This is a genomic window from Paracraurococcus ruber (assembly GCF_004353985.1).
Classification (GTDB): domain Bacteria; phylum Pseudomonadota; class Alphaproteobacteria; order Acetobacterales; family Acetobacteraceae; genus Paracraurococcus; species Paracraurococcus ruber.
In genome coordinates, this window is the sequence record NZ_SMOA01000007.1 from 35553 (window position 1) to 55335 (window position 19783).

The following is a 19783-nucleotide window of genomic DNA, read 5'->3' on the forward strand; positions in this document are numbered from 1 at the left end:
TCCGGCGCGGCCCGCTCAGCGTCGCTGCGGCCCGGCCTCGTTGAGCGCCAGGTTCTGCTGCGCCAGGTCGGCGGCGGCGCTGTCCGGCGCGATGGCGATGGTTCGTTCCCAGTCGGCCCGGGCGCCGCGCGTATCGCCGCGCAACTGCCGGATGATCCCGCGTTCCAGCAGCGCCTCGGCATTCTCGGGCGCCAGCGCCAGGGCGCGGTCCACCGCCTCGGCCGCCAGCGGCACCCGGTCCAGCCGGCGCAGCGCCGCGGCGCGGAACACCCAGGCCTCCGCCCGGTCCGGCGCGGTGGCCAGCACCCGGTCCAGGTCCTCAAGCGCATCCTGGTAGCGGCCCAGCGTCCCCAGCGCGACGGCGCGGTCCAGCATCAGGTCCAGGTCGCCCGGGGCGATGGTCAGCCCCATGGTGGCGGCGGCGAAGGCGCGGCCGGACTGGTTGGCCAGCATCCAGGCCTGCACCGCCTGGGCATAGACGGCGGCGCGGGCGATGCTGGGCGCGCGGCTCAGCCGCCCCAGCGTCTCCAGCCGCTCGCCGGCCTTCTCCGCCTCCCCCAGCGCCAGCAGGGCCAGGGCGGCGCAGTGCTTGGCGCCTTCCCCGCCGCCGGCAGCGTCCCAGGTCTCGGCGAAGGCCAGGGCGCCGTCGGCATCGTTGCGCAGCAGCCCCAGGCATTCGTCGTATTGCGGCCCGGCCGCGAGGCGCGGCAGGTCGGGCGGCAGGGGCAGGGGCTCGGCGGCCGCCTCCGCCTCGGGGCCCGGCAGCAGGACCAGCGCGGTCCCGGCCAGGGCCACCAGCAGCACGGCGGCCAGGGCGCCGAGCAGGACGGTGCGGATGCGTCTCACGCCGCGGACCCTAGCGGAGCGCCGCTTTCCGCGCCAGATCGGCACCATGACGGAGCAGGACCTGGGCAATCCCCTGGAACCCGCCGGGCGGCTGGTCGTCGCCGGGCTGGGCTATAGCGGCACGGCGGTGGCAGCGGCGGCGGCGGCGGGCTGGGCGGTGACCGGCACGGCGCGCGACCCGGCGCGCGCGGCGGTGCCGCCCGGCGTCGGGGTCGTGGCCTTCGACGCGGCGGCTGCGGCGATCGGCGCCGCCACCCATCTGCTGGTCACCGCCCCGCCCGGGGAGGCCGGTGACCCGGTGCTGCTGGCGCATGCCGCGGCGGTGCGGGCCGCACCGGCGCTGCGCTGGATCGGCTACCTGTCCACCACCGGGGTCTATGGCGACCGCGGCGGCGCCTGGGTGGAGGAGACGACGCCGCCCGCCCCGGGGCAGCCGCGCAGCCTGCGCCGGCTGGAGGCCGAGCAGGCCTGGGCGGCGCTGGCCGACCGGCGTGCGGTGGACCTGTTCCGCGCCGGCGGGATCTACGGCCCCGGCCGCAGCAGCTTCGACGACCTGCGCGCCGGCACCGCCCGGCGCACGATCCGGCCCGGCCATCTGTTCGGCCGCATCCACCGCGACGACATCGCCCTGGCCGTGCTGGCGGCGATGCGCCAGGCAGTGCCGCCGGGCCTGCGCGTGCTGCACCTGGTCGATGACGAACCCGCCGAGAGCGCCGCGGTGGTGGAGGAGGCGGCGCGGCTGCTGGGCGTGCCGCCGCCGCCGGCCGTGCCCTATGAGGCGCAGGTCGCGGGCATGTCTCCCATGGCGCGCAGCTTCTGGGCGGAGAACCGCAAGGTGGCCAACGCCATCACCAAGCGGGCGCTGGGGATCGCCTGGCGCTATCCCAGCTACCGCGAGGGGCTGCGGGCGATCCTCGCCGGGGCATAGGGCCTGCGGGGGGGGGGCCTGCGGGGCCGCGCAGGCCGACCCCGGTCGCCTTTGGCGCGGCGGGTCGGCCCGTCCAGGCCGCCCCGCCCTGCCGCGGGCCGCGTCCTTCCGGCCGTGGTCAGGACGGCGCCATGCCGGCCCATGAACCCGCCGGCCCGCGGACCGTGCCGTGCACGGGGCTCGCGGCGGGATCCGCCGTCGCCACCCTTTTGCGAGGCCCGGCGGCGGATCAGGCCGCGATCTCCCCGACGGCGGCGGCCAGCACGGCGAAGGCGGCACGGAAATCCGCCAGGTCCATCGCTTCCTCCGGGTTGTGGCTGCCGCCGGTGTTGCGGATGAACAGCATGGCGGTGGGCACGCAGAGCCCGGCGAAGGTCAGCGCGTCATGCCCGGCGCCGGACGCCATCTGCAGCACCGGCACGCCGGCCGCCTCCGCCCCGCGCTGCAGGGCGGCGCGCAGCCGCGCATCCATGGTGGCGGGCGGGACGGGCAGGGGCGCGCCGTAGTCGATCGTCACGCCGCGCCCGGCTTCGATCCGCGCCGCCTGGTCGCGCAGCAGCGCCCCTGCCTCCTCCAGCACCGCCGGATCCTCGCTGCGGATGTCGAGGCTGAAGCGGACCTCGCCGGGGATCTTGGTGGGGCCGTGCAGCGCCGGGTCGGTCCAGCATTCGCCCATGGTCAGCACCAGGTCGCGGCCGGCCGCCTCGGTCGCGCGCCAGAATTCCTCCAGCGCCGTCGCCAGCGCCGCCACCGCCAGCACCGCATCGCGCCGCCCGGCGCGCGGCACCGCGCCGGCATGCCCCCAGGCGCCGGTCGCGCGGCAACTGCGGTAGCGCAGGCTGCCGCGGATGCCGGTGACGATGGCGGCGGGCAGCCCGGCCTGCACCAGCGCCGGCCCCTGCTCGATATGCGGCTCGAGGAAGGCATGGATCAGCCGCGGGTCCAGCGAGGCGCGGCCCTGGCGGATGACATCGGGATCGAAGCCTTCCTCCTCCATATGCGCGGCCAGCGTGCGGCCGCTGTCGGTGCGGCGCAGCGTGTCCGGCGCATCCGGCGGCAGCAGGCCGAAGGCGGCGCGGCTGCCCAGATACAGCATGGGGAACCAGCACATCTCCTCCGCCCGGATGCCCAGCACGACCAGGTCGCGCGGCAGCATGCGGCCCTGCGTCCGCAGCTCCGCCGCCAGCGCCAGGCCCATGACCACGCCCGCCGCGCCGTCATAGTTGCCGCCATGCGGCACGGCATCGAGGTGGGAGCCGATGACCAGCGCCGGCAGGTCGCGATCGGCACCCGGCAGGGTCATGCACAAGGTGCCGACCGCATCGCAATCCACCTCCAGCCCGGCTTCCTCGGCCGCGGCGCGGAGGATGGCATGCGCGGCGCGTTCGCCCGGGCCGTAGCTGGCGCGGGTGACGCCGGGCGGATCCTCCGATGCCTCGCGCAGGGCGGCGAAGACCAAGCCCGCCAGCCGCATCGCCGAATCCGCCATGCCTGTCCCCCGGTGCTGCCGCTGCCCTTGTGGCGCGCGGGGTCCTGGGCTGCAATGCGTGCAGGGATCACGACGCGCCCGGAGGCCACAGCCATGCCCGAATTCGACCTCGTCATCCGCAACGGCAGGGTGGCGACCGCCAGCGACGTGTTCGACAGCGATGTCGGCATCGCGGGCGGGCAGGTGGTGGCGCTGGCGCGCGGCCTCGGCCCCGGCGCGAAGGAGATCGATGCGCGCGGCAAGCTGGTGCTGCCCGGCGGCGTGGACAGCCACACGCATATCGAGGAGCCGCGCGGCGGCCCGACGCGCAACGCCGATACCTTCGCCTCGGGCAGCGCCTCGGCCGCCGTGGGCGGCACCACCACGGTGATCGGCTTCGCGCGGCAGGAACGCGGCGGGTCCATCGCGCAGGGCGTGGCGGAGCACATGGCGCGCGCGGCGCAGAGCCGCATCGACTACAGCTTCCACATGATCTTCACCGACCCGCGGCCGGAGATCATGGAGCAGGAGGTGCCGAAGCTGGTCGAGGCCGGGCATCGCAGCTTCAAGATCTTCCTGACCTATGCCGGCGCGCGCATCACCGACGACCAGGCGCTGGAGGTGCTGGCCGCGGCACGGCGGCTGGGCGCGCTGGTCTGCATCCATGCCGAGCACCATGACCTCATCGAGTTCCACACCAGGGCGCTGCTGAAGGCCGGGCTGACCTGGCCGAAATACCATGCCTGGGCCAAGCCGATGGTGGTGGAGCGCGAATGCGTCCACCGCGTCTGCGCCATGGCCGAGGCGCTGGACGTGCCGATCCAGGTCTTCCATGTCAGCGGCGCCGAGAGCGCGGAGGAGATCGAGCGGGCGCAGGCGCGCGGCCTGAAGGTCTGGGGCGAGACCTGCACGCAGTACCTGGTGCTGACCGCGGAGGACCTGGACCGCCCGGGCTTCGAGGGCGCCAAGTACGTGTGCAGCCCGGCGCCGCGCAGCAAGGCGGACCAGGCGGCGCTGTGGGACCATATCAGCCGCGGGGTGATCCAGAACGTCACCTCCGACCACGCGCCGACGCGCTATGCCGGCGCGGATGGGAAATCCGCCTTCGGGGAGAGCGCGCCCTTCACCCAGATCCCGAACGGCCTGCCGGGCCTGGCGGCGCGCATGCCCATCCTGTTCAGCGAGGGCGTGGCGAAGGGGCGCATCGACCTGCCGACCTTCGTGTCCATCACCGCGACGCATGCGGCGAAGCTGTTCGGCCTGCATCCGCGGAAAGGGACCATCGCGGTCGGCAGCGATGCCGACATCGCCATCTGGGACCCCGCCAGGAAGGTGACGATCACCCAGGCGCTGCTGCAGGACGCCAACGACCACACGCCCTTCGAGGGGATCGAGGTGACGGGCTGGCCGGAGACGACGCTGGTACGCGGCGTGCCGGTGGTGGAGCAGGGGAAGGTGGTCGGCGCGCCCGGCCACGGGCAGTTCCTGCCGCGCGGCCCCTACGCCATGATCAAGCCGCGCGGCGTCTTCCCGGGCGGGTTCAACCCGGTGGATGGCGTGCCGGCCTGACCCGGCACGCCGGCCCCGTCAGCGGATGGCGACGGGGTTGATGATGGCCTGCACCGCGCCGCGATAGCGCGGCTGGCCGAGGACGAACATGAACTCGGTCACGCCGTCGCGGACCAGCGGCGCGGTGTCCAGCGTTTCGATGATGTGGATGCCGTTCTGCGCCAGCAGCACCTGGTGCCCCTGCCACAGCACGTTCGGGTCCTTGAAGGGCACCGCCTCCACGCCCCAGGTGTCGGCGCCGACGGCACAGGGCTGGAGAGAGGCGAGGAATTCCGCGCCGGCGCCGTCGATCCCCGGCTCCTCGTCGCCGAAGCGCTTGGGGTTCTCCGCCAGCATGGACAGCCAGCCGGTGTGCAGCACCACCACGTCGCCCGGTGTGACGCGGATATTCTGCTGCTGCATGGCCTGCCGCAACTCGTCCGCCGTCACCAGCTCCCCGCCATCCAGGCGCGGCTTGTTCCTGAACTTCGCTAGGTCCACCAGCACGCCGCGGGTGACCATGGGCGGCACGCCGTCCACCCCCAGCTTCGTCACGCCGGTGGTTTGCAGGAAGTCCTGCGCCTTGTTGCCGTTGTAGAAGGTGTAGTCGATCCCGAGATGCGCGAAGGTGTCGAGCTGGGTCCCGACGCCGAGCCACCCGTTGATCATGTCGTCCATGTAGGACACCTTGTTGGTGCCGAAGGTCCGGCCGCCTTCCTGGCCGGGCATCAGCACGGTGATGCTGACGCTGCGCGGCGGATAGGCCGGCGTGCTGCGGTCCACCACGATGCCCAGCGGGTAGCTGCGGCCCTGCGTCACCAGCCTTGCGGCTTCCATCGCCTTCTGCGGCGTCACCAGGTTCATGTTGCCGATGGTGTCGTTCGGCCCGAAGCGGGACGGGCGGACCGGGCCGGCGGCGGCAGCCGGCGCGGCCGCGGTCTGCGCCTGCACCGGCGTGGCCCGGAAGCCGGAGCCGAGCGCGGCGCAACCGCCGCACAGCCCCCAGAGCGCGCTGCGGCGCGACATCAAGCGATTCATGGTGGACTCCTCCCCGCTGCGGTGCGCGGACGGGCCGCCCACCGCAGCCAGGATGCCGCAGGACAGGGTTGCGCTGTCAACCGCGCTTGCAACCGATCCTCAGATCGACGCCATCCGCCGCAACCCGACCAGCCGATCGCAGAGGATCAGCACCAGCACGGTCAGCCCGATCAGCCCGGTGCTGACGGCCGCCAGCGTCGGGTCGGGGCTGATCTCCAGGTAGTTCAGCAGTTGTATGGGCAGGGTCTTGGTCCGCACATCCACCAGGAACATGGAGACGGGGTAGTTGTCGAAGCTGGCGATGAAGGCGAAGAGCGCGCCCGAGACGAAGCCGGGCAGGATGTTGGGGACCAGCACGCGCCACAGCGCGACGGGGTAGCTGCAGCCGAGGGTGCGGGCCGCATCCACCATGGCGAAGTCGAACAGCGACAGGCTGCCCAGCACCGTGCGCATGACGAAGGGCATGGTGATGACGACATGCGCCAGCAGCAGGGACCACCAGGCGTCGCGCAGCCCCACCTCCCGCGCCGCCTGCAGCAGGGCGATGCCCAGCACCAGCCCCGGCAGCATGAGCGGCGAGACCATGAAGGTCGTGATCGCCGCCGCCCCCGGCACCGCCCCGCGCACCAGCGCGATGGCGCAGAGCGTGCCCAGCAGCAGGGAGAGCGCGGTGGCCAGCGCCGCGATCCGGGCCGAGAGCCAGAGCGCGCCCAGCAGCCCGTCCACGTTGCGGATCTTGGCGTACCACTGCAGGGAAAAGCCCTCGGGCGGGAAGCGGAAGACCGTCGCCTCGGTGAAGGAGACCGGGATGACGACGACGATCGGCAGCAGCAGGAACAGGATGACGAGGACCAGCGCGGTCCAGGCGATGCCGAGGCCGAGGCGCTCCATCACCGCCCCCCCAGCCGGCGCTGCAGCACGGACGCGCCGACCACCACGAAGGCCGCGACCGCCAGCAGCACCGCGGCCATGGCCGCGCCCAGCTGCCAGTCCCGCAGGTTGAGGAAGGCCTTCGCCATGACCATGGACATGGTCATGTAGCGGTCGCCCATCAGCAGGGACGGCGTGACATAGGCGGCGACGGCCAGGGAGAACACCAGCGACACGCCCGCCACCACGCCGGGCAGCGACAGCGGCAGCGTCACGCGGGTGAAGCGGAACCAGGGGGAGGCGCCGAGGGTCGCCGCCGCATCCGGCAGCCGCGGGTCCATCATCCGCACCACGGAGTAGATCGGCAGCACCATGAAGGGCAGGAAGACATTGATCATGCCGGCATAGAGCGCGCCCTCGGTGAAGATCATCCGGACCGGGCGTTCGATCAGGCCGAGGTTGAGCATGGCCCAGTTCAGGATGCCGTCACGCCGCAGCACGATGCCCCAGCCGAAGGACTTCACGATGATGGAGACGGTGAGCGGCAGGAAGACCAGGGCGAACAGCAGCACCTGCCAGCCGCCCTTCGCGCGCGCCAGGGCGAAGGCGGCGGGGTAGCCCAGCAGCAGCGCGCCCAGCGTCGTCACCAGGCCAAGCTGCAGCGATGCGCCGATGACGCCGACATAGTAGGGGTCGCCCAGCACCCGGACATAGCCCTGCAGGGAGAACCCCTCCGCCCCGCGGATGGAGGACCACAGCAGCAGCAGCAGCGGCAGCAGGAACACCACGCCGAGGAAGGCGAGGCCCGGCAGCGCCAGCAGGGCCAGCGGGTCCAGCCGGCGGGCCGGCGCCGGCGTGGCGGGGGCGGCGAGGGCGGTCGCGCTCATGGCGCGGGAAAGACCATGGTGTCGGCCTCGCGGAAGGCGAGGGTCACGGCGCTGCCGGGGCCGATGCCCTCCGGCAGGCGTGGCAGTTCCACCACGCCGCGGTCCTCGCCCTCCTCCGGCAGGTCCAGGTGCAGTTGCGTGCGGGAGCCGAGGAAGGAGACTTCCCGCACCCGCGCCGCGATGCGGTTCTCCGCCGCCTCGCCCAGCACCACCGCTTCCGGCCGCACCGCCACCACCACGCGGCTGCCGGGTGCGAATTGCCCGGGCGCGCGGACCGGCCCCAGCGCGGTCTGCACCGCCAGCATGCCGCCCGCGGCCTCCGTCACCTGCCCGGCCAGCCGGGTGGACTGGCCGACGAAATCCAGCACGTAGAGCGAGGCGGGGCGGCCATACAGCGTCGCCGGGTCGGCCAGCTGCTCGATCCGCCCGGCATTCATGACCGCGATGCGGTCGGAGACGACCAGCGCCTCCTCCTGGTCGTGCGTCACGAAGATGGCGGTGATGCCGACCTCCCGCAGCAGGTGCTTGAGCTCGACCTGCATGGTCTCCCGCAGCTTGCGGTCCAGCGCGCTGAAGGGCTCGTCCAGCAGCAGCAGGGAGGGGCGGACCACCAGCGCCCGCGCCACCGCCACGCGCTGCTGCTGCCCGCCGGACAGCGCCGTGACGGGCTTGCCGGCATGTTCCGTCATGCGCACCAGCGCCAGCGCCTCGGCCACGCGCGGCGCCGACTCGGACTTCGAAACGCCCTGGGCGCGCAGGCCGAAAGCGATGTTCTCGGCCACGGTCAGGTGCGGGAAGAGCGCGTAGTTCTGGAACACCACGCCGACATTGCGCCTGTGCGCCGGCAGGGTGGTGATGTCGCGGCCGGCCACGCTGATATGCCCGGCATCCGGCCGCAGCAGCCCGGCGATGCAGCGCAGCAGCGTGGTCTTCCCGCAGCCGGAGGGGCCGAGGAGGGAGACGAACTCCCCCTTCGCCACCGCCAACGACAGGTCGTCCAGCACCAGCGCGGCGCCGAAGCGCTTGCTGGCGCCGGCGACGGTCAGGTGCCCGGCCTGCTGCAGCGCCGCCATCCCCGTCACCGCGCGCTGATCTCCCGCTCGAAGCGCTCGATCCAGCGGTTGCGGTTGTCGGCGAAGTATTCCCAGTCCAGCACCACCAGGTCGGGCAGGTTCAGCCCGGCGGGCGCCACCGCCTTGGTGTTGGTCGGCTTGGAGAAGAAGGTGCCGGCGACCAGCGCCTGGGTCTCCGGGTCCAGCAGCTCGTTGATGAATTTCTCGCCCAGCGCCTGGTTCGGGCCGCCCTTCACCAGGGCGACGCCGGCCGGCATGGCGACCGTGCCCTCCTTCGGGAAGGCCAGGTCCACCGGCGCGCGCTGGCTCTTGCGGAACAGCGTGGTGCGGCTGTCGGGCGAGAGGAACAGGTCCACCTCGCCGCTCTCGTGCAGCTGCTGCGCCTGCGGCGGATTGGTCGTGATCTGCAGGATGTTCGGCCGCAGCTCACGCAACTTGGAAAAACCCTCGTCGGCGACGCGCAGGCATTCCGCCAGCGGCTTGCCGGTGGCGAGATGCGCGGCGGCCAGCAGCGGCACCACCGCCTGGGTGATGCGCATGGAGATCAGGATGACCTTCTCGCGGTACTTCCTGTCCCAGACCTCGGCATAGGAGGTCGGGGCCGGCTTCACGTTCTGCGTCTGGTAGCTGATGGACGCCGCGGGGAAGCACCAGTTCGCCCACATGCTGTCGCGCGGCTTCGCCTCGGCCTGCACATCGGCCAGGTTGGGGATCGCCTTGCCCCGCAGCGGCTCCAGCAGCCCCTCCCGCTCGCCGAGGATGAGGACGGGGTCGTCCATCATCGTCACCGTCATGGTCGGGCGGGCGCGGTTGCTGCGGATCTTCTCGAGGTTGATGAGGCTGTTGGTGCCCTCGAACAGGATCTTGAAGCCGTGCTTGCGCTCGATCCGCGGGAAGAGGATGTCGGTCAGGCCGGGGGAGGCGGGGCCGCCCACGAAGATCTCCGGCGTCTGGGCGCGCAGGACGCCGGGCGTGGCAAGCAGCGCGGCGCCGCCCAGCAGGGCGCGCCGCGTCGGGCGGATCAGCATCGGGGTCCCCTCCGTGTGACACTCGGACGACAGGGCGTGAGCAAGCCGCGTGCCTTCGTCACCAGGGGCAGATGCACACCATGCCCTGCCCAAGCCTTGGCCGCGCTGCCCAAGCGCGTGGCAGGCCGCGGCCTATCTCCCGCGGAATTCCGGCGTCCGCTTCTCCCGGAAGGCGGCGCTGCCTTCCCTGAAATCCTCGGACTCGCGGATGGAGGCCAGCGTCGCGCCGTGCCGCGCCCATTGCTCGGACGGGCCGCGCGGCAGGATGTGGTCCAGCACCATGCGCTTCAGGTTGCCGGTCACCAGCGGGGCGAAGCCGGCCATCGCCTTGCCCCACTCCACCGCCTTCGCCAGTGCCTCGCCCTCCGGCACCACCTCGTTCACCAGGCCGACGCGCTCGGCCCGCTCGGCCTCGATCACCCGGCAGAGCAGCATCAGCTCCATGGCGATCTTGTGCGGGATGCGGCTGGGCAGCGCCGCGATCATGCCGCCGGTCAGGCCCAGCTTCGCCTCGGGGTAGTAGAATTTCGCGCGGCTGCCGCAGACCGCCAGGTCGGCCATCATGGCCAGCACCAGCGCGCCGCCGATGCACCAGCCCTCCAGCGCCGCGATCAGCGGCTTGTCGGTCTGCCAGCCCACATTCGGCACGGCGCGCCAAAGCTCGGGCGGCTCCGTCACATCGGCGCCGAAGGAGAAGGCCTTGGTGCCAGCCGCGGTCAGCACCGCCGCGCGCTGCGCGTCGTCGGCGGCGAAGGCGGTCATGGCCGCCTGCACCTCCTCCGCCATCCGCTTCGAGATGGCGTTTCCCTTCTCGGGCCGGTTGAGGGAGACGATGGTGACCGGCCCGTCCCTGGTCACCGCGACATGCTCGTAGCTCATTCGACCCGTGCTCCCGTCCTGCGGACCGCCTCGGCGAAGATCGCCCGGTCCTGCGCGATGCGCCGGGCGAAGGTCTCGCCCGCCTCGAAGCTCGGCCGCAGCCCGACCGGCGCCATGGCGCGCGCCACCTCCGGCAGCGCCAGCACCGGCTCCAGCGCCGCGACCAGCCTTGCCGTGATCTCGGGCGGCAGGCCGGCGGGCCCGGCCAGGCCGAAGAAGGCCTGCCCGCCCTCGCCATACATCCCCAGTTCCCGCAGCGTCGGCAGGTTGGGCAGCTCGGCGCTGCGGCGCTCGCCGGTGGTGGCCAGGCCGATGATGCGGCCATCCTTGACCGAGGGCGTGGCCACCGGGTCGAATTGCAGTTCGACCTCGCCGGCCAGCAGCGCGGTATGGGCGGGGGCGGAGCCGCGATAGGGCACGTGCTCCAGACGGATGCCCACGCTGTGCGCGAAGATCTCGCCGATCATCTGGGTGATGGTGCCGTTGCCGGCGCTGCTGAAGCGCAGCCGGCCCGGTCGTTCCTTCGCATAGGCGACCAGGTCCTGGATGCTGCGGACGGGCACGGAAGGATGCATCGCCACCACCGCCTCGCTGATCGCCAGCATGGCGATGGGCGTGAAGTCCCGCTGCGGGTCGTAGGGCAGCCGCATGAGATGCGGGCTGATGGTCATGATGGCGGTGGGGAAGACCAGCAGCGTGTAGCCGTCCGGCCGCGCCTGGGCGACCGCCGCCGCGCCGATGCTGCCGCCGGCGCCGCCGCGATTCTCCAGCACCACGGACTGGCCCAGCGCCGCGCCCAGCGGCTGCTGGATGGGGCGGGAGACGTTGTCGGTGCTGCCGCCCGGCGGATAGGGGACGATGAGCGTGACGGTCCGCTGCGGCCAAGGGGCGGATGGGCCGCCCTGTGCGCGGGCGATGGCGGGGGCGGCCAGCGCGCCCAGCAGGATGCCTCTCCGGTTCATGCCAGCGTCGCCCTCCCGTCCACCGCGATGCAGCCCTCGCCCGCCGCGCGCAGCAGGATCGGGTTCAGGTCCAGCTCCACCAGCCGCTCCCCCAGATCGGCGGCGAGCCAGGAGAGCCGCACCAGCGCTTCCGCCGCCGCTTCCGTGTCCAGCGCCGGGCGGCCGCGCGCGCCTGCCAGCACCGGCCAGATCGCCAGGCGCCGCAGCATGGCGCGCGCGTCCTCGGGCCGCAGCGGCGCCGGCGCCAGCTGCACGTCGCGCAGCACCTCCACCCAGATCCCGCCGCTGCCGACCAGCACGAAGGGGCCGAGGCCCGGTTCGTGCCGCGCGCCCAGGATCAGCTCCGCCGCGCCGCGCGCCATCTCCTGCACCAGCACGCCCTCCAGCGGGACCGGCGCGGCGAGCAGCGCGGCATGGGCGGCGCGGACCGCGTCGGCATCGGCCAGGTTCAGCTTCACGAGGCCCAGGTCGCTCTTGTGCACCACGGCGCGGCTGACGCCCTTCATCGCCACCGGGAAGCCGATCGCCTCCGCCGCCGCCACCGCGTCCCCGGCGGTCGTCGCCAGGGCCTCGCGCGTCACCGGGATGCCAAAGGCCGCGACCAGGCGCTTGGCCTCCGCCTCGGTCAGCGCGCCCTGCGGCAGGGCTGCGGGCAGCGCCAGGCCGGGCGGGCGTGCCGGCGGGGGCAGGACGGCGCGGCCACGGCCCTGCGCCTCCTGCTCCAGCGCGCGCTGCACCGCCAGCGCCTGGGCGGCGTGGTCGTAGAAGGGGAACTCCGCCGCCCGCAGGCGCGCGCGCGCCGCATCGCCCACCTCGCCCGCCATCATGACATAGAGCAGCGGCCGCCCGCCCTCCCGCGCCAGCGGCGGCAGCATCGCCGCCCGCGCCGCCATGGCCGGCTGCGTGGTCATCGGCACGATCACCGACCCGATGTCGTCGTCGCGCAGGAAGGCGCCGATGCAGGCGGCCAGGCCATCCTCGCTGGTGCCGTCGTTGAAGCTGCCGGTGTCGAGCGGCAGGTGGACATGGCTCTCCGGCATCCAGCGGCGCAGTTCCGCCCGCGTCGCCGCGCCCATCTCGCCCAGCCGCAGGCCGTAGTCCGCCAGCATGTCGGTGGTGGTCACGGTGCTGCCGCCGGAGGACGCGACCACCGCCACGCCCATCCCCGCCCGCGGCAGGCGCGGCAGCCGGTCCAGCGCATCCGCTGCCAGCACCATCGCCGCCGGGTCGTCCAGCAGCACCGCGCCGGCATCGCGGCAGAGCGCGGCGAAGGCGGCATGGCTGCCGGCCAGGCTGGCGGTGTGGCTGCGCGCCGCCTGCGCCCCCGCCTCGCTGCGCCCGGCCTTCACGCAGAGCACCGGCTTGCCCGCCGCCCGCGCCCGCAGCAGCAGCGGGGCGAAGCGCGCCGGGTCCTTCAGCCCCTCGACATACAGGGTGATGACGCTTGTGGCGGCGTCCTCGATCAGGAACTCCAGGACATCGCACAGCTCCAGGTCGGCCTGGTTGCCGACCGAGACGCAGCGGCTGAACCCCGCGTCATGCCGGTGCCCCAGCGAGACCAGCGTGCCCATCAGCGCGCCGGACTGGCTGACCATGCCGATGCCGCCGGCGCGCACCGTTTCGACCTCCAGCGCCAGGGAGGAGGAGAGCATCGCCCCATCCGTGACATTGAAGATGCCGAGGCAATTGGGCCCGACCAGCCGCATGCCGGCGGCGCGCGCGGCTGCGACGGCGCGCGCCTCGATCGCCGCGCCCTCCGCCCCCGCATCGGCCAGCTTGCCGGTGATGACGATGCAGGCGCCAACGCCGGCTTCGGCGCAGGCCTCGATCTCCCGCAGCAGCAGCCCGACCGGCACCGCCAGGATCGCCACATCCACCGGCCCGGGCGCGGCGGCGATGCCGGGGAAGGCCGGCAGGCCGCGGATCGCGGGGCGGTTCGGGTTGATCGGCAGCAGGCGGCCGCCATAGCCATGCTTGATGAGGTAGTGGATCACCCGGCCGCCGAACTTGCCCACGTCGTCGGACGCGCCGATGACGGCGACCGAGCGCGGGCTGACGATGCGCGCAAGCGGGATCCGGTCCGGCGGCGATGGCGGCATGGCTTGGTCGTTCCCCCGCGGGAAGCTTGGCACGCCGTGCCGCGGCCCGGCTACCGCCCATCGGCCGGGCGGCCCCCGGCGTGAGCCGCGGCCGCATCCGACGGCGGATCGCCCATGCGGCGCATCGCCGGGGCCAGCATCCGCCTGGCGGATTGCCCGGCCCAGGCCCCACCGGTCGCCCGCGGTTGCGCCATGCGGCGCATTTTTGGCCATCCGGCCCCCTGAACCACCGCGCCGAAGGGTGATATGCCAGCATCATGCCGGACGCCGCCCGCTCCCTCCCCCGCCGTGCCCCCCGCCCCGAGCCCGACCTGCACGGGACCGAGCCCTTGCCCGCCCATGGCCGGATCTATGACAGCGTGCTGGACATCGTCGGCTCCACCCCGCTGGTCCGGCTGAACCGGTTGAGGGCGGCGGATGGCCTCGTCGCCGACCTCGCGATCAAGCTGGAATTCTTCAACCCGCTGGGCTCGGTGAAGGACCGCATCGGCCTGGCGATGGTCGAGGCGGCGGAGCGCGAGGGGCTCATCGCCCCCGGCCGTTCGACGCTGGTGGAGCCGACCTCCGGCAATACCGGCATAGCGCTCGCCTTCGTCGCCGCCGCCAAGGGCTACCGCCTGGTCGTGGTGATGCCGGACGGCGCCAGCATCGAGCGCCGGAAGATGATCCGGCTGATGGGCGGCGAGATCGAGCTGACCCCGGCCCGCCGCGGCATGGCCGGCGCCATCGCCCGGGCCGAGGCGATCGTCGCCGCCACCCCGGGCGCCTGGATGCCGAAGCAGTTCGACAACCCGTCCAACCCCGACATCCACGCCGCCACCACGGCCGAGGAGATCTGGGCCGACACCGCCGGCGCGGTGGATGTGGTGATCGGCGGCGTCGGCACCGGCGGGACGCTCACCGGCATCGCCCGCGCCCTGAAGCCGCGCAAGCCCGGCCTGCGCGTCATCGGGGTGGAGCCGACCGAGAGCGCCGTGCTGTCCGGCGACGAGCCCGGCCCGCATGGCATCCAGGGCATCGGCGCCGGCTTCAAGCCGGCGGTGCTCGACCTCGACCGGCTGGACGCGGTGCTGCGCGTCAGCGAGCGCGACGCCATCGCCGCCGCCCGCCGCTGTGCCCAGATGGAAGGCCTGCCGGTCGGCATCTCCTCCGGCGCCATGCTGCACGCCGCGCTGCAGGTGGCGTCCGAGACGGGGGTGGGGCTGGTGGTCGGCATCGCGCCCAGCTTCGCGGAGCGGTATCTGTCCACCGAGCTGTTCGCGGGGCTTTGACAGCCAGGACGCGGGGGAAGGTATTCCCCCGCACCCCCATCTGTCTCTCTAGGTCATGACGCCGGGACGCCGGCAGCAACCGACTCACCACGAAGGTAGGACCGCCATGCCGCATGATGGGCACCACAGCCACGACGCGCCGCCCGATGGCTGGAAGCACAGCGGCGTCCGCGTCATCCCGGGCGACCAGCTGGACACCAACACGGCGCAGACGCCCGGCATGAACCGCGCCGCCGCCATCAACGCCGCCCGCGTCGGCGCCCAGAAGATCTGGGCCGGGACGGTGCATATCCACCCCAACGCCAAGACCGGCGCGCATCATCACGGCGCGCTGGAAAGCGTGATCTACATCGTCTCCGGCCGTGCCCGCATGCGCTGGGGGGAGAAGCTGGAATTCGTCGCCGAGGCCGGGCCGGGCGACTTCATCTTCGTCCCGCCCTATGTCCCGCACCAGGAGATCAACGCCAGCACGGACGAGACCCTGTGCTGCGTCCTGGTGCGCAGCGACAACGAGGCGGTGGTGGTCAATCTCGACATCGAGCCGGTGGAGAAGCCGGAGGAAGTCCTCTGGATCGACCCGATCCACAAGACCGGCGGCGTCTGAAAAAAAATCGGGCCGGAGCCTTGCGGTCCCGGCCCAGTCTGGGGAGGAAACATCGAACTCCGCCCGCGGGCGGCGTCACAGGCTCAATCGAGCCGGGCGCCCGCGAGTTTCACGACCTCCGGCCAGCGGGGCACATCCTCCGCAAGGCGTGTGGCCAGCGCCGCGGGCGGGCCGCCCGCCGGCTCGAACCCCTGGGCCGCAAGCTGCGCCGCCACCTCCGGCAGCGCCAGGATCCGCGCCGTTTCGGCATTCAACCGGGCGATGATGGCCGGGTCCGTGCCCGCCGGCGCCAGCAGCCCCTGCCAGGACGTCACCTCGAAGCCGGGCAGGCCGCTTTCGGCCAGCGTCGGCACCGCCGGCAGGGCCGGGGCGCGCGCCGTGGTGCTGACCGCCAGCGCCCGCAGCCGGCCGGCCCGCACATGCTCGGTCGCCGCCGGCAGGGTCAGGAACACGGCGTCGAGATGCCCGGCTATCAGGTCGGCCAGTGCCGGCCCGCCGCCGCGATAGGGCACATGCGTCCATTCCGCGCCGGCGCGGCGCTTCAGCAATTCCGCCGCCAGGTGGCCGATGCTGCCATTGCCGGGGGAGCCGAGCGTCAGCGGCCCGCGCCGCGCCAGCGCCAGGAATTCGTCCACCGTCGTCGCCGGCAGCGATGGACGCACCACCAGCAACTGCGCCGTCCGCACCGTCTGGATGATGGGGACGAAGTCGCGGATCGGGTCGTAGCCCACCCGCGGATAGAGCGCCGGGTTGATCGCCAGGCTGTCCCAGCCGACCAGCAGCGTGTGCCCGTCCGGCCGGGCGCGCGCCACCATCTCGAAGGCGATGTTGCCGCCGGCGCCGGCATGGTTCTCCACCACCACCGGCTGGCCCAGCGACTCCGCCAGGTGGCGGGCGATGAGCCGCGCCAGCGGATCGACGCTGCCCCCGGGCGAGACGGGGACGACCAGGCGGATCGCCCGGTCCGGCCAGGCCTGCGCATGGGCGCTGCCCACCGCCGCCAGGCCCAGCGCCGCCCCGAGCAGGGCGCGGCGGGGCAGCGGCTCAGACATGGCCATAGAGGGCGGCGAGCAGGGCGGCGGAGATGTGCTCCTCCGCCGGCGGCGGCTCGGCCGGGCCGGCCGCGGCCGCCAGGAGGAGGAGGGCGGCGAGGCTGGCCGGCACCAGGGCCTCGACCGGCAGGGCGGCAAGGCCCGGCAGCAGGGCGATCGACATGGCGCGCCGCCCCTAGGCTCGCTGCGGCCAGGCGCGGGCCGCGGCCGGTGGCGGGGAAGGGTTCGGCAGGATGGCGGACATGGCTGGTCCTTCGCCGGCATGGGCCGGCCTGCGAGGCGACGAGGATGGCATGGATTGGCGGCGCCGGGCGGCGCGGCGATCAGCGCGGACAGGTAGCGCGGATGCCGCCCGGCAGGAGGCGGGCGGGGACCGCGCCGGCGGCCAGGGGCCGGGGCATGGCATGGATCTCCGTCGGCGGGCGACCCAGGGGTCGCCACCGCCGCGGATATTTCACGCTTGGATCGAGCGAGTCAATAAGATCAACGAATGAGAAAGGCGATTATGCCGCTTCGCCCGATCCAGGCGTGCCGATGGCGGCCAGGATGGCATTCACCATCGGCTTCATGTGGAAGCTGTCCTCCGGCATCACCGCCACCCTGGCGCCGGCCGCTTCCAGCGCCTGGCCGACCACCGGGCCGACCGCGGCGATGCGCGTCGCCGCCAGCGCCGCCCGCAGCCGGTCCGGCACGGCAAGCTGGGACAGGCGCCGCACCTGCGGGGTGGAGGTGAACACCGCCAGGTCCACGCGCCCGGCCGCCATGTCCTCCAGCATCGCCAGCACCCGCGCATCGTCCTCCTTGGACGCATAGGCATAGGGCAGGATCGGGTCGGGCATGGCGCCGGCGCCGCGCAGGAAGTCCAGCAGCGCCGCATTCGGGTTGTCGGGGTAGAGTTGCACGCCGACGCGGCGGCCGTGCAGATCCTCGGCCCGCAGCGTCTCGATGACGCCCGCCGTGGTCGGCTCGGCGGCCGAGAGATCGGCCCCCAGCCCCACCGCCCGCAGCCGCGCCTGCGGCTTCGGCCCGCGCACGATGCGGCGCACGCCGCGCAGCGCGGCGAGGAACCCGTCCTCGATCCCCGCCCGCTGCGCCACGCCCTGCAGGCGGGACAGGCCCTCGCCGGTCAGCAGGATCAGGTCGTCGGGCGGGGTGGCGATGAAGCGGCGCAGCCAGGCCTCGATGGGCGCCGGGTCGGGCGCGTCGATGATGGCGACCAGCGGGCAGCGCAACGCCTCCGCGCCATGGCGTTCCAGCATGCGCGCCAGCACCTCCAGCTCCCGCGTCTCCGGCACCATCACGCGCTTGCCGGCGAGGGCGCCGCCCGCTGCTCCGCTCATGCCGCCATCCCCCTCACCGCCGCCACGCGCCGCGGCGCCCGCCGCGCCGGCAGCGGCACCGCCTCACCCTGACGGAACACCACGCAGCTGCCGGGTTCCATCACCGTCCACGCCTCGTCACGCGTCAGCGGCCGGGTGGCGACCACCGTCACCACGTCGCCCGGCGTCGTCTCCCGCGCGAAATCCACCGTCAGGTCCTCGTCCACCAGCGTCGCCGGGCCGAAGGGGGCGCGGCGGGTCAGCCAGGCAAGGCGGTTGCTGCAATGGCAGAACAGGCTGCGCCCGTCCGAGAGCAGCATGTTGAAGACGCCGAGACCGGCGAGCTGCCCGGCCAGGTCCTGCACCGCCGCCGCCAGGTCGCGGTCCGAAGGCGGGCGGGCGAAGCGGGCGCGCAGCGCGTCCATCAGCCAGCAGAAGGCGTGCTCGCTGTCCGTCGTCCCAATCGGCGCATGGGCGCCGAGCGGCCAGCGCTTCACCCCGCGCAGCTGGCCGTTATGCGCGAAGGACCAGGGCCGGCCCCAGAGCTCCCGCTGGAAGGGATGGGTGTTCTCCAGCGCCACCCGGCCGCGATTGGCCCGGCGGATGTGGCAGAGCACGATGTTGGACTTGATGGGATGGCTGCGGACGAATTCCGCGACGTCGGACCGCGCGGCGGGGCGCGGGTCGTGGAAGGCGCGGCAGCCCTTGTCCTCGTAGAAGGTGATGCCCCAGCCATCGGCATGCGGCCCGGTCTGGCCGCCCCGCCGCATCAGCCCGGCGAAGCTGAAGGCGATGTCGGTGGGGACATTGGCGCTCATGCCCAGCAATTCGCACATGGCTGGCAGCCTAGACCGGTTTGCCCGCTTCGGTGAACGCCGGGGCGGCACGACATGGTGCGCCCCCGCCCGGCCCGCGATCCGCTGCCCCGCCCCGGGGGCCGGGATGCGGCCGGCACGATCGCGTGTCGGGGGCTTGCCCGCCGGCGCGGCCGATGCGCTAGGCTGGCGGAATGACGGCGCGGGGCGGCATCGCGGGGGCGATCGGACGGCGCGGGCTGCTCGCCCTGCCCACGCTCCTCGCGCGGCCGGCCGGGGCCGCGCCGCTGCTGCGCGTCGGCTCGAAGAATTTCACCGAGCAATTCGTCGTCGCCGAGCTCTTCGCCCAGGGGCTGGAGCGCGCCGGGGCGCGGGTGGAGCGGCGGGTGAACCTGGGCGGCACCGCCATCGCCCATCGCGCGCTCACCACCGGCGAGATCGACCTCTATCCCGAATACACCGGCACCGGCCTGGGCGTCGTGCTGAAGCAGCCGCCGGACGGCTCGGCCGCCGAGGTGCTCGCCAAGGTCCGCACCGGCTACGAGGCGCAGTTCAACCTGACTTGGCTGGACCCCAGCGGCGTCGACAACGGCAATGCCCTGCTGGTCCTGCCGCGCACCGCGCAGCGGCACGGCCTGACGACCCTGTCCGACCTCGCCCGCGCCGCGCCGCAACTGACGCTGGCCGCCGGCAACGAATTCGCCGACCGCGCCGACGGATTGCCCGGCCTGCGTCGCGTGTATGGCATGGAGTTCCGCCGCTTCCGGCAATTCGCCGCCCTCGGCCTGCGCTACGCCGCCCTGCAGCATGGCCAGGCGGATGTGGTGAACGCCTATTCCACCGACTGGCAGATCGCCGTCGGCGGCTACCGGGTGATGGAGGACGACAGGCGGCTCTGGCCGCCCTACCAGCTTGCCGCCGTGGTGCGGCAGACGGCGCTGCGGGACTGGCCGGAGCTGGCCGCGCCACTGGTCCGCATCGGCGCGATGCTCGACAACCCGGTGATGCAGGAGCTGAACCGGCAGGTCGACCAGGATGGCGAGGAGCCGCGCGAGGTCGCGGCGCGCTTCCTGCGGGCGAAGGGCCTCGCCTGACG

Annotated in this window: 19 protein-coding genes; 5 read left to right on the plus strand and 14 right to left on the minus strand. The window is 73.4% G+C overall.

The window, feature by feature from the left end:
• Nucleotides 1–15 precede the first annotated feature (15 nt).
• Complete coding sequence (locus tag E2C05_RS03320) at nt 16–846, minus strand: tetratricopeptide repeat protein (protein ID WP_240046544.1); 831 nt, start codon at nt 844–846, stop codon at nt 16–18.
• On the opposite strand from E2C05_RS03320, the gene E2C05_RS03325 reads away from it, so the two are divergent.
• Nucleotides 836–1774 carry an SDR family NAD(P)-dependent oxidoreductase gene (locus E2C05_RS03325; protein WP_338045099.1) on the plus strand — a complete coding sequence of 313 codons (939 nt, stop codon included), beginning with the start codon at nt 836–838 and terminating at the stop codon, nt 1772–1774. The two genes, E2C05_RS03320 and E2C05_RS03325, sit on opposite strands and share 11 nt — an antisense overlap.
• Nucleotides 1775–2003: 229 nt before the next feature.
• Here the strand turns inward: E2C05_RS03325 and E2C05_RS03330 are convergent, their stop codons facing one another.
• Nucleotides 2004–3263: a Zn-dependent hydrolase gene (locus tag E2C05_RS03330; RefSeq protein WP_133218182.1), complete on the minus strand. Its 1260-nt coding sequence runs from the start codon at nt 3261–3263 to the stop codon at nt 2004–2006.
• A gap of 93 nt (nt 3264–3356) precedes the next feature.
• Between E2C05_RS03330 and hydA the strand changes: the two genes are divergently transcribed.
• Nucleotides 3357–4811 (plus strand): dihydropyrimidinase, encoded by a 1455-nt coding sequence (gene hydA / locus E2C05_RS03335; protein WP_133218183.1) that lies wholly within the window; start codon nt 3357–3359, stop codon nt 4809–4811.
• An 18-nt stretch (nt 4812–4829) separates the two neighbouring features.
• Here the strand turns inward: hydA and E2C05_RS03340 are convergent, their stop codons facing one another.
• The 8 genes from E2C05_RS03340 to E2C05_RS35085 form a co-directional block, all read right to left on the minus strand.
• Nucleotides 4830–5828, minus strand: coding sequence for a cyclase family protein (locus E2C05_RS03340; protein ID WP_200305987.1), 999 nt, complete (start codon nt 5826–5828; stop codon nt 4830–4832).
• A gap of 99 nt (nt 5829–5927) precedes the next feature.
• The gene (locus tag E2C05_RS03345) at nt 5928–6719 is read right to left on the minus strand and encodes an ABC transporter permease (protein WP_133218184.1); all 792 of its coding nucleotides are present in this window, start codon (nt 6717–6719) and stop codon (nt 5928–5930) included.
• The gene (locus E2C05_RS03350; RefSeq protein WP_133218185.1) at nt 6719–7585 is read right to left on the minus strand and encodes an ABC transporter permease; all 867 of its coding nucleotides are present in this window, start codon (nt 7583–7585) and stop codon (nt 6719–6721) included. The genes E2C05_RS03345 and E2C05_RS03350 overlap by 1 nt, the downstream gene beginning before the upstream one ends.
• Nucleotides 7582–8658 carry an ABC transporter ATP-binding protein gene (locus E2C05_RS03355; RefSeq protein ID WP_133218216.1) on the minus strand — a complete coding sequence of 359 codons (1077 nt, stop codon included), beginning with the start codon at nt 8656–8658 and terminating at the stop codon, nt 7582–7584. The genes E2C05_RS03350 and E2C05_RS03355 overlap by 4 nt, the downstream gene beginning before the upstream one ends.
• A gap of 5 nt (nt 8659–8663) precedes the next feature.
• Nucleotides 8664–9686, minus strand: coding sequence for an extracellular solute-binding protein (locus E2C05_RS03360; RefSeq protein WP_133218186.1), 1023 nt, complete (start codon nt 9684–9686; stop codon nt 8664–8666).
• A gap of 132 nt (nt 9687–9818) precedes the next feature.
• Complete coding sequence (locus E2C05_RS03365) at nt 9819–10565, minus strand: enoyl-CoA hydratase/isomerase family protein (RefSeq protein ID WP_133218187.1); 747 nt, start codon at nt 10563–10565, stop codon at nt 9819–9821.
• Nucleotides 10562–11527 carry a tripartite tricarboxylate transporter substrate binding protein gene (locus E2C05_RS03370; protein WP_133218188.1) on the minus strand — a complete coding sequence of 322 codons (966 nt, stop codon included), beginning with the start codon at nt 11525–11527 and terminating at the stop codon, nt 10562–10564. Before E2C05_RS03370 ends, E2C05_RS03365 begins: the two co-directional genes overlap by 4 nt.
• Entirely contained in the window at nt 11524–13626 is a 2103-nt protein-coding gene (locus E2C05_RS35085; protein WP_158291919.1) for an acetate--CoA ligase family protein, read from the minus strand. The genes E2C05_RS03370 and E2C05_RS35085 overlap by 4 nt, the downstream gene beginning before the upstream one ends.
• A 257-nt stretch (nt 13627–13883) precedes the next feature.
• Here E2C05_RS35085 and cysK point away from each other — a divergent pair, with 257 nt between their 5' ends.
• Nucleotides 13884–14897 (plus strand): cysteine synthase A, encoded by a 1014-nt coding sequence (gene cysK, locus E2C05_RS03380; RefSeq protein WP_133218190.1) that lies wholly within the window; start codon nt 13884–13886, stop codon nt 14895–14897.
• A gap of 106 nt (nt 14898–15003) precedes the next feature.
• Entirely contained in the window at nt 15004–15501 is a 498-nt protein-coding gene (locus E2C05_RS03385) for a cupin domain-containing protein (protein ID WP_133218191.1), read from the plus strand.
• An 83-nt stretch (nt 15502–15584) separates the two neighbouring features.
• Here E2C05_RS03385 and E2C05_RS03390 read toward each other — a convergent pair whose 3' ends face one another.
• The 4 genes from E2C05_RS03390 to E2C05_RS03400 form a co-directional block, all read right to left on the minus strand.
• Nucleotides 15585–16553 carry a Bug family tripartite tricarboxylate transporter substrate binding protein gene (locus E2C05_RS03390; protein ID WP_133218192.1) on the minus strand — a complete coding sequence of 323 codons (969 nt, stop codon included), beginning with the start codon at nt 16551–16553 and terminating at the stop codon, nt 15585–15587.
• Nucleotides 16546–16716 (minus strand): hypothetical protein, encoded by a 171-nt coding sequence (locus E2C05_RS32785; protein WP_158291920.1) that lies wholly within the window; start codon nt 16714–16716, stop codon nt 16546–16548. The genes E2C05_RS03390 and E2C05_RS32785 overlap by 8 nt, the downstream gene beginning before the upstream one ends.
• A 340-nt stretch (nt 16717–17056) precedes the next feature.
• On the minus strand, nt 17057–17893 hold the full coding sequence (locus E2C05_RS03395; protein WP_133218193.1) for a uroporphyrinogen-III synthase: 837 nt from the start codon (nt 17891–17893) through the stop codon (nt 17057–17059).
• Entirely contained in the window at nt 17890–18708 is an 819-nt protein-coding gene (locus E2C05_RS03400) for a class II glutamine amidotransferase (RefSeq protein ID WP_133218194.1), read from the minus strand. Before E2C05_RS03400 ends, E2C05_RS03395 begins: the two co-directional genes overlap by 4 nt.
• 173 nt (nt 18709–18881) lie before the next feature.
• Here E2C05_RS03400 and E2C05_RS03405 point away from each other — a divergent pair, with 173 nt between their 5' ends.
• The gene (locus E2C05_RS03405) at nt 18882–19781 is read left to right on the plus strand and encodes a glycine betaine ABC transporter substrate-binding protein (protein WP_133218195.1); all 900 of its coding nucleotides are present in this window, start codon (nt 18882–18884) and stop codon (nt 19779–19781) included.
• The last annotated feature ends 2 nt before the right edge of the window (nt 19782–19783 follow it).

Coding starts and splice junctions, on each gene's coding strand:
- E2C05_RS03325 (WP_338045099.1), top strand. CDS start 836: ATGCGTCTCACGCCGCGGACCCTAGCGGAGCGCCGCTTTCCGCGCCAG.
- E2C05_RS03330 (WP_133218182.1), bottom strand. CDS start 3,263: ATGGCGGATTCGGCGATGCGGCTGGCGGGCTTGGTCTTCGCCGCCCTG.
- hydA (WP_133218183.1), top strand. CDS start 3,357: ATGCCCGAATTCGACCTCGTCATCCGCAACGGCAGGGTGGCGACCGCC.
- E2C05_RS03340 (WP_200305987.1), bottom strand. CDS start 5,828: ATGAATCGCTTGATGTCGCGCCGCAGCGCGCTCTGGGGGCTGTGCGGC.
- E2C05_RS03345 (WP_133218184.1), bottom strand. CDS start 6,719: ATGGAGCGCCTCGGCCTCGGCATCGCCTGGACCGCGCTGGTCCTCGTC.
- E2C05_RS03350 (WP_133218185.1), bottom strand. CDS start 7,585: ATGAGCGCGACCGCCCTCGCCGCCCCCGCCACGCCGGCGCCGGCCCGC.
- E2C05_RS03355 (WP_133218216.1), bottom strand. CDS start 8,658: ATGGCGGCGCTGCAGCAGGCCGGGCACCTGACCGTCGCCGGCGCCAGC.
- E2C05_RS03360 (WP_133218186.1), bottom strand. CDS start 9,686: ATGCTGATCCGCCCGACGCGGCGCGCCCTGCTGGGCGGCGCCGCGCTG.
- E2C05_RS03365 (WP_133218187.1), bottom strand. CDS start 10,565: ATGAGCTACGAGCATGTCGCGGTGACCAGGGACGGGCCGGTCACCATC.
- E2C05_RS03370 (WP_133218188.1), bottom strand. CDS start 11,527: ATGAACCGGAGAGGCATCCTGCTGGGCGCGCTGGCCGCCCCCGCCATC.
- E2C05_RS35085 (WP_158291919.1), bottom strand. CDS start 13,626: ATGCCGCCATCGCCGCCGGACCGGATCCCGCTTGCGCGCATCGTCAGC.
- cysK (WP_133218190.1), top strand. CDS start 13,884: ATGCCGGACGCCGCCCGCTCCCTCCCCCGCCGTGCCCCCCGCCCCGAG.
- E2C05_RS03385 (WP_133218191.1), top strand. CDS start 15,004: ATGCCGCATGATGGGCACCACAGCCACGACGCGCCGCCCGATGGCTGG.
- E2C05_RS03390 (WP_133218192.1), bottom strand. CDS start 16,553: ATGTCTGAGCCGCTGCCCCGCCGCGCCCTGCTCGGGGCGGCGCTGGGC.
- E2C05_RS32785 (WP_158291920.1), bottom strand. CDS start 16,716: ATGTCGATCGCCCTGCTGCCGGGCCTTGCCGCCCTGCCGGTCGAGGCC.
- E2C05_RS03395 (WP_133218193.1), bottom strand. CDS start 17,893: ATGAGCGGAGCAGCGGGCGGCGCCCTCGCCGGCAAGCGCGTGATGGTG.
- E2C05_RS03400 (WP_133218194.1), bottom strand. CDS start 18,708: ATGTGCGAATTGCTGGGCATGAGCGCCAATGTCCCCACCGACATCGCC.
- E2C05_RS03405 (WP_133218195.1), top strand. CDS start 18,882: ATGACGGCGCGGGGCGGCATCGCGGGGGCGATCGGACGGCGCGGGCTG.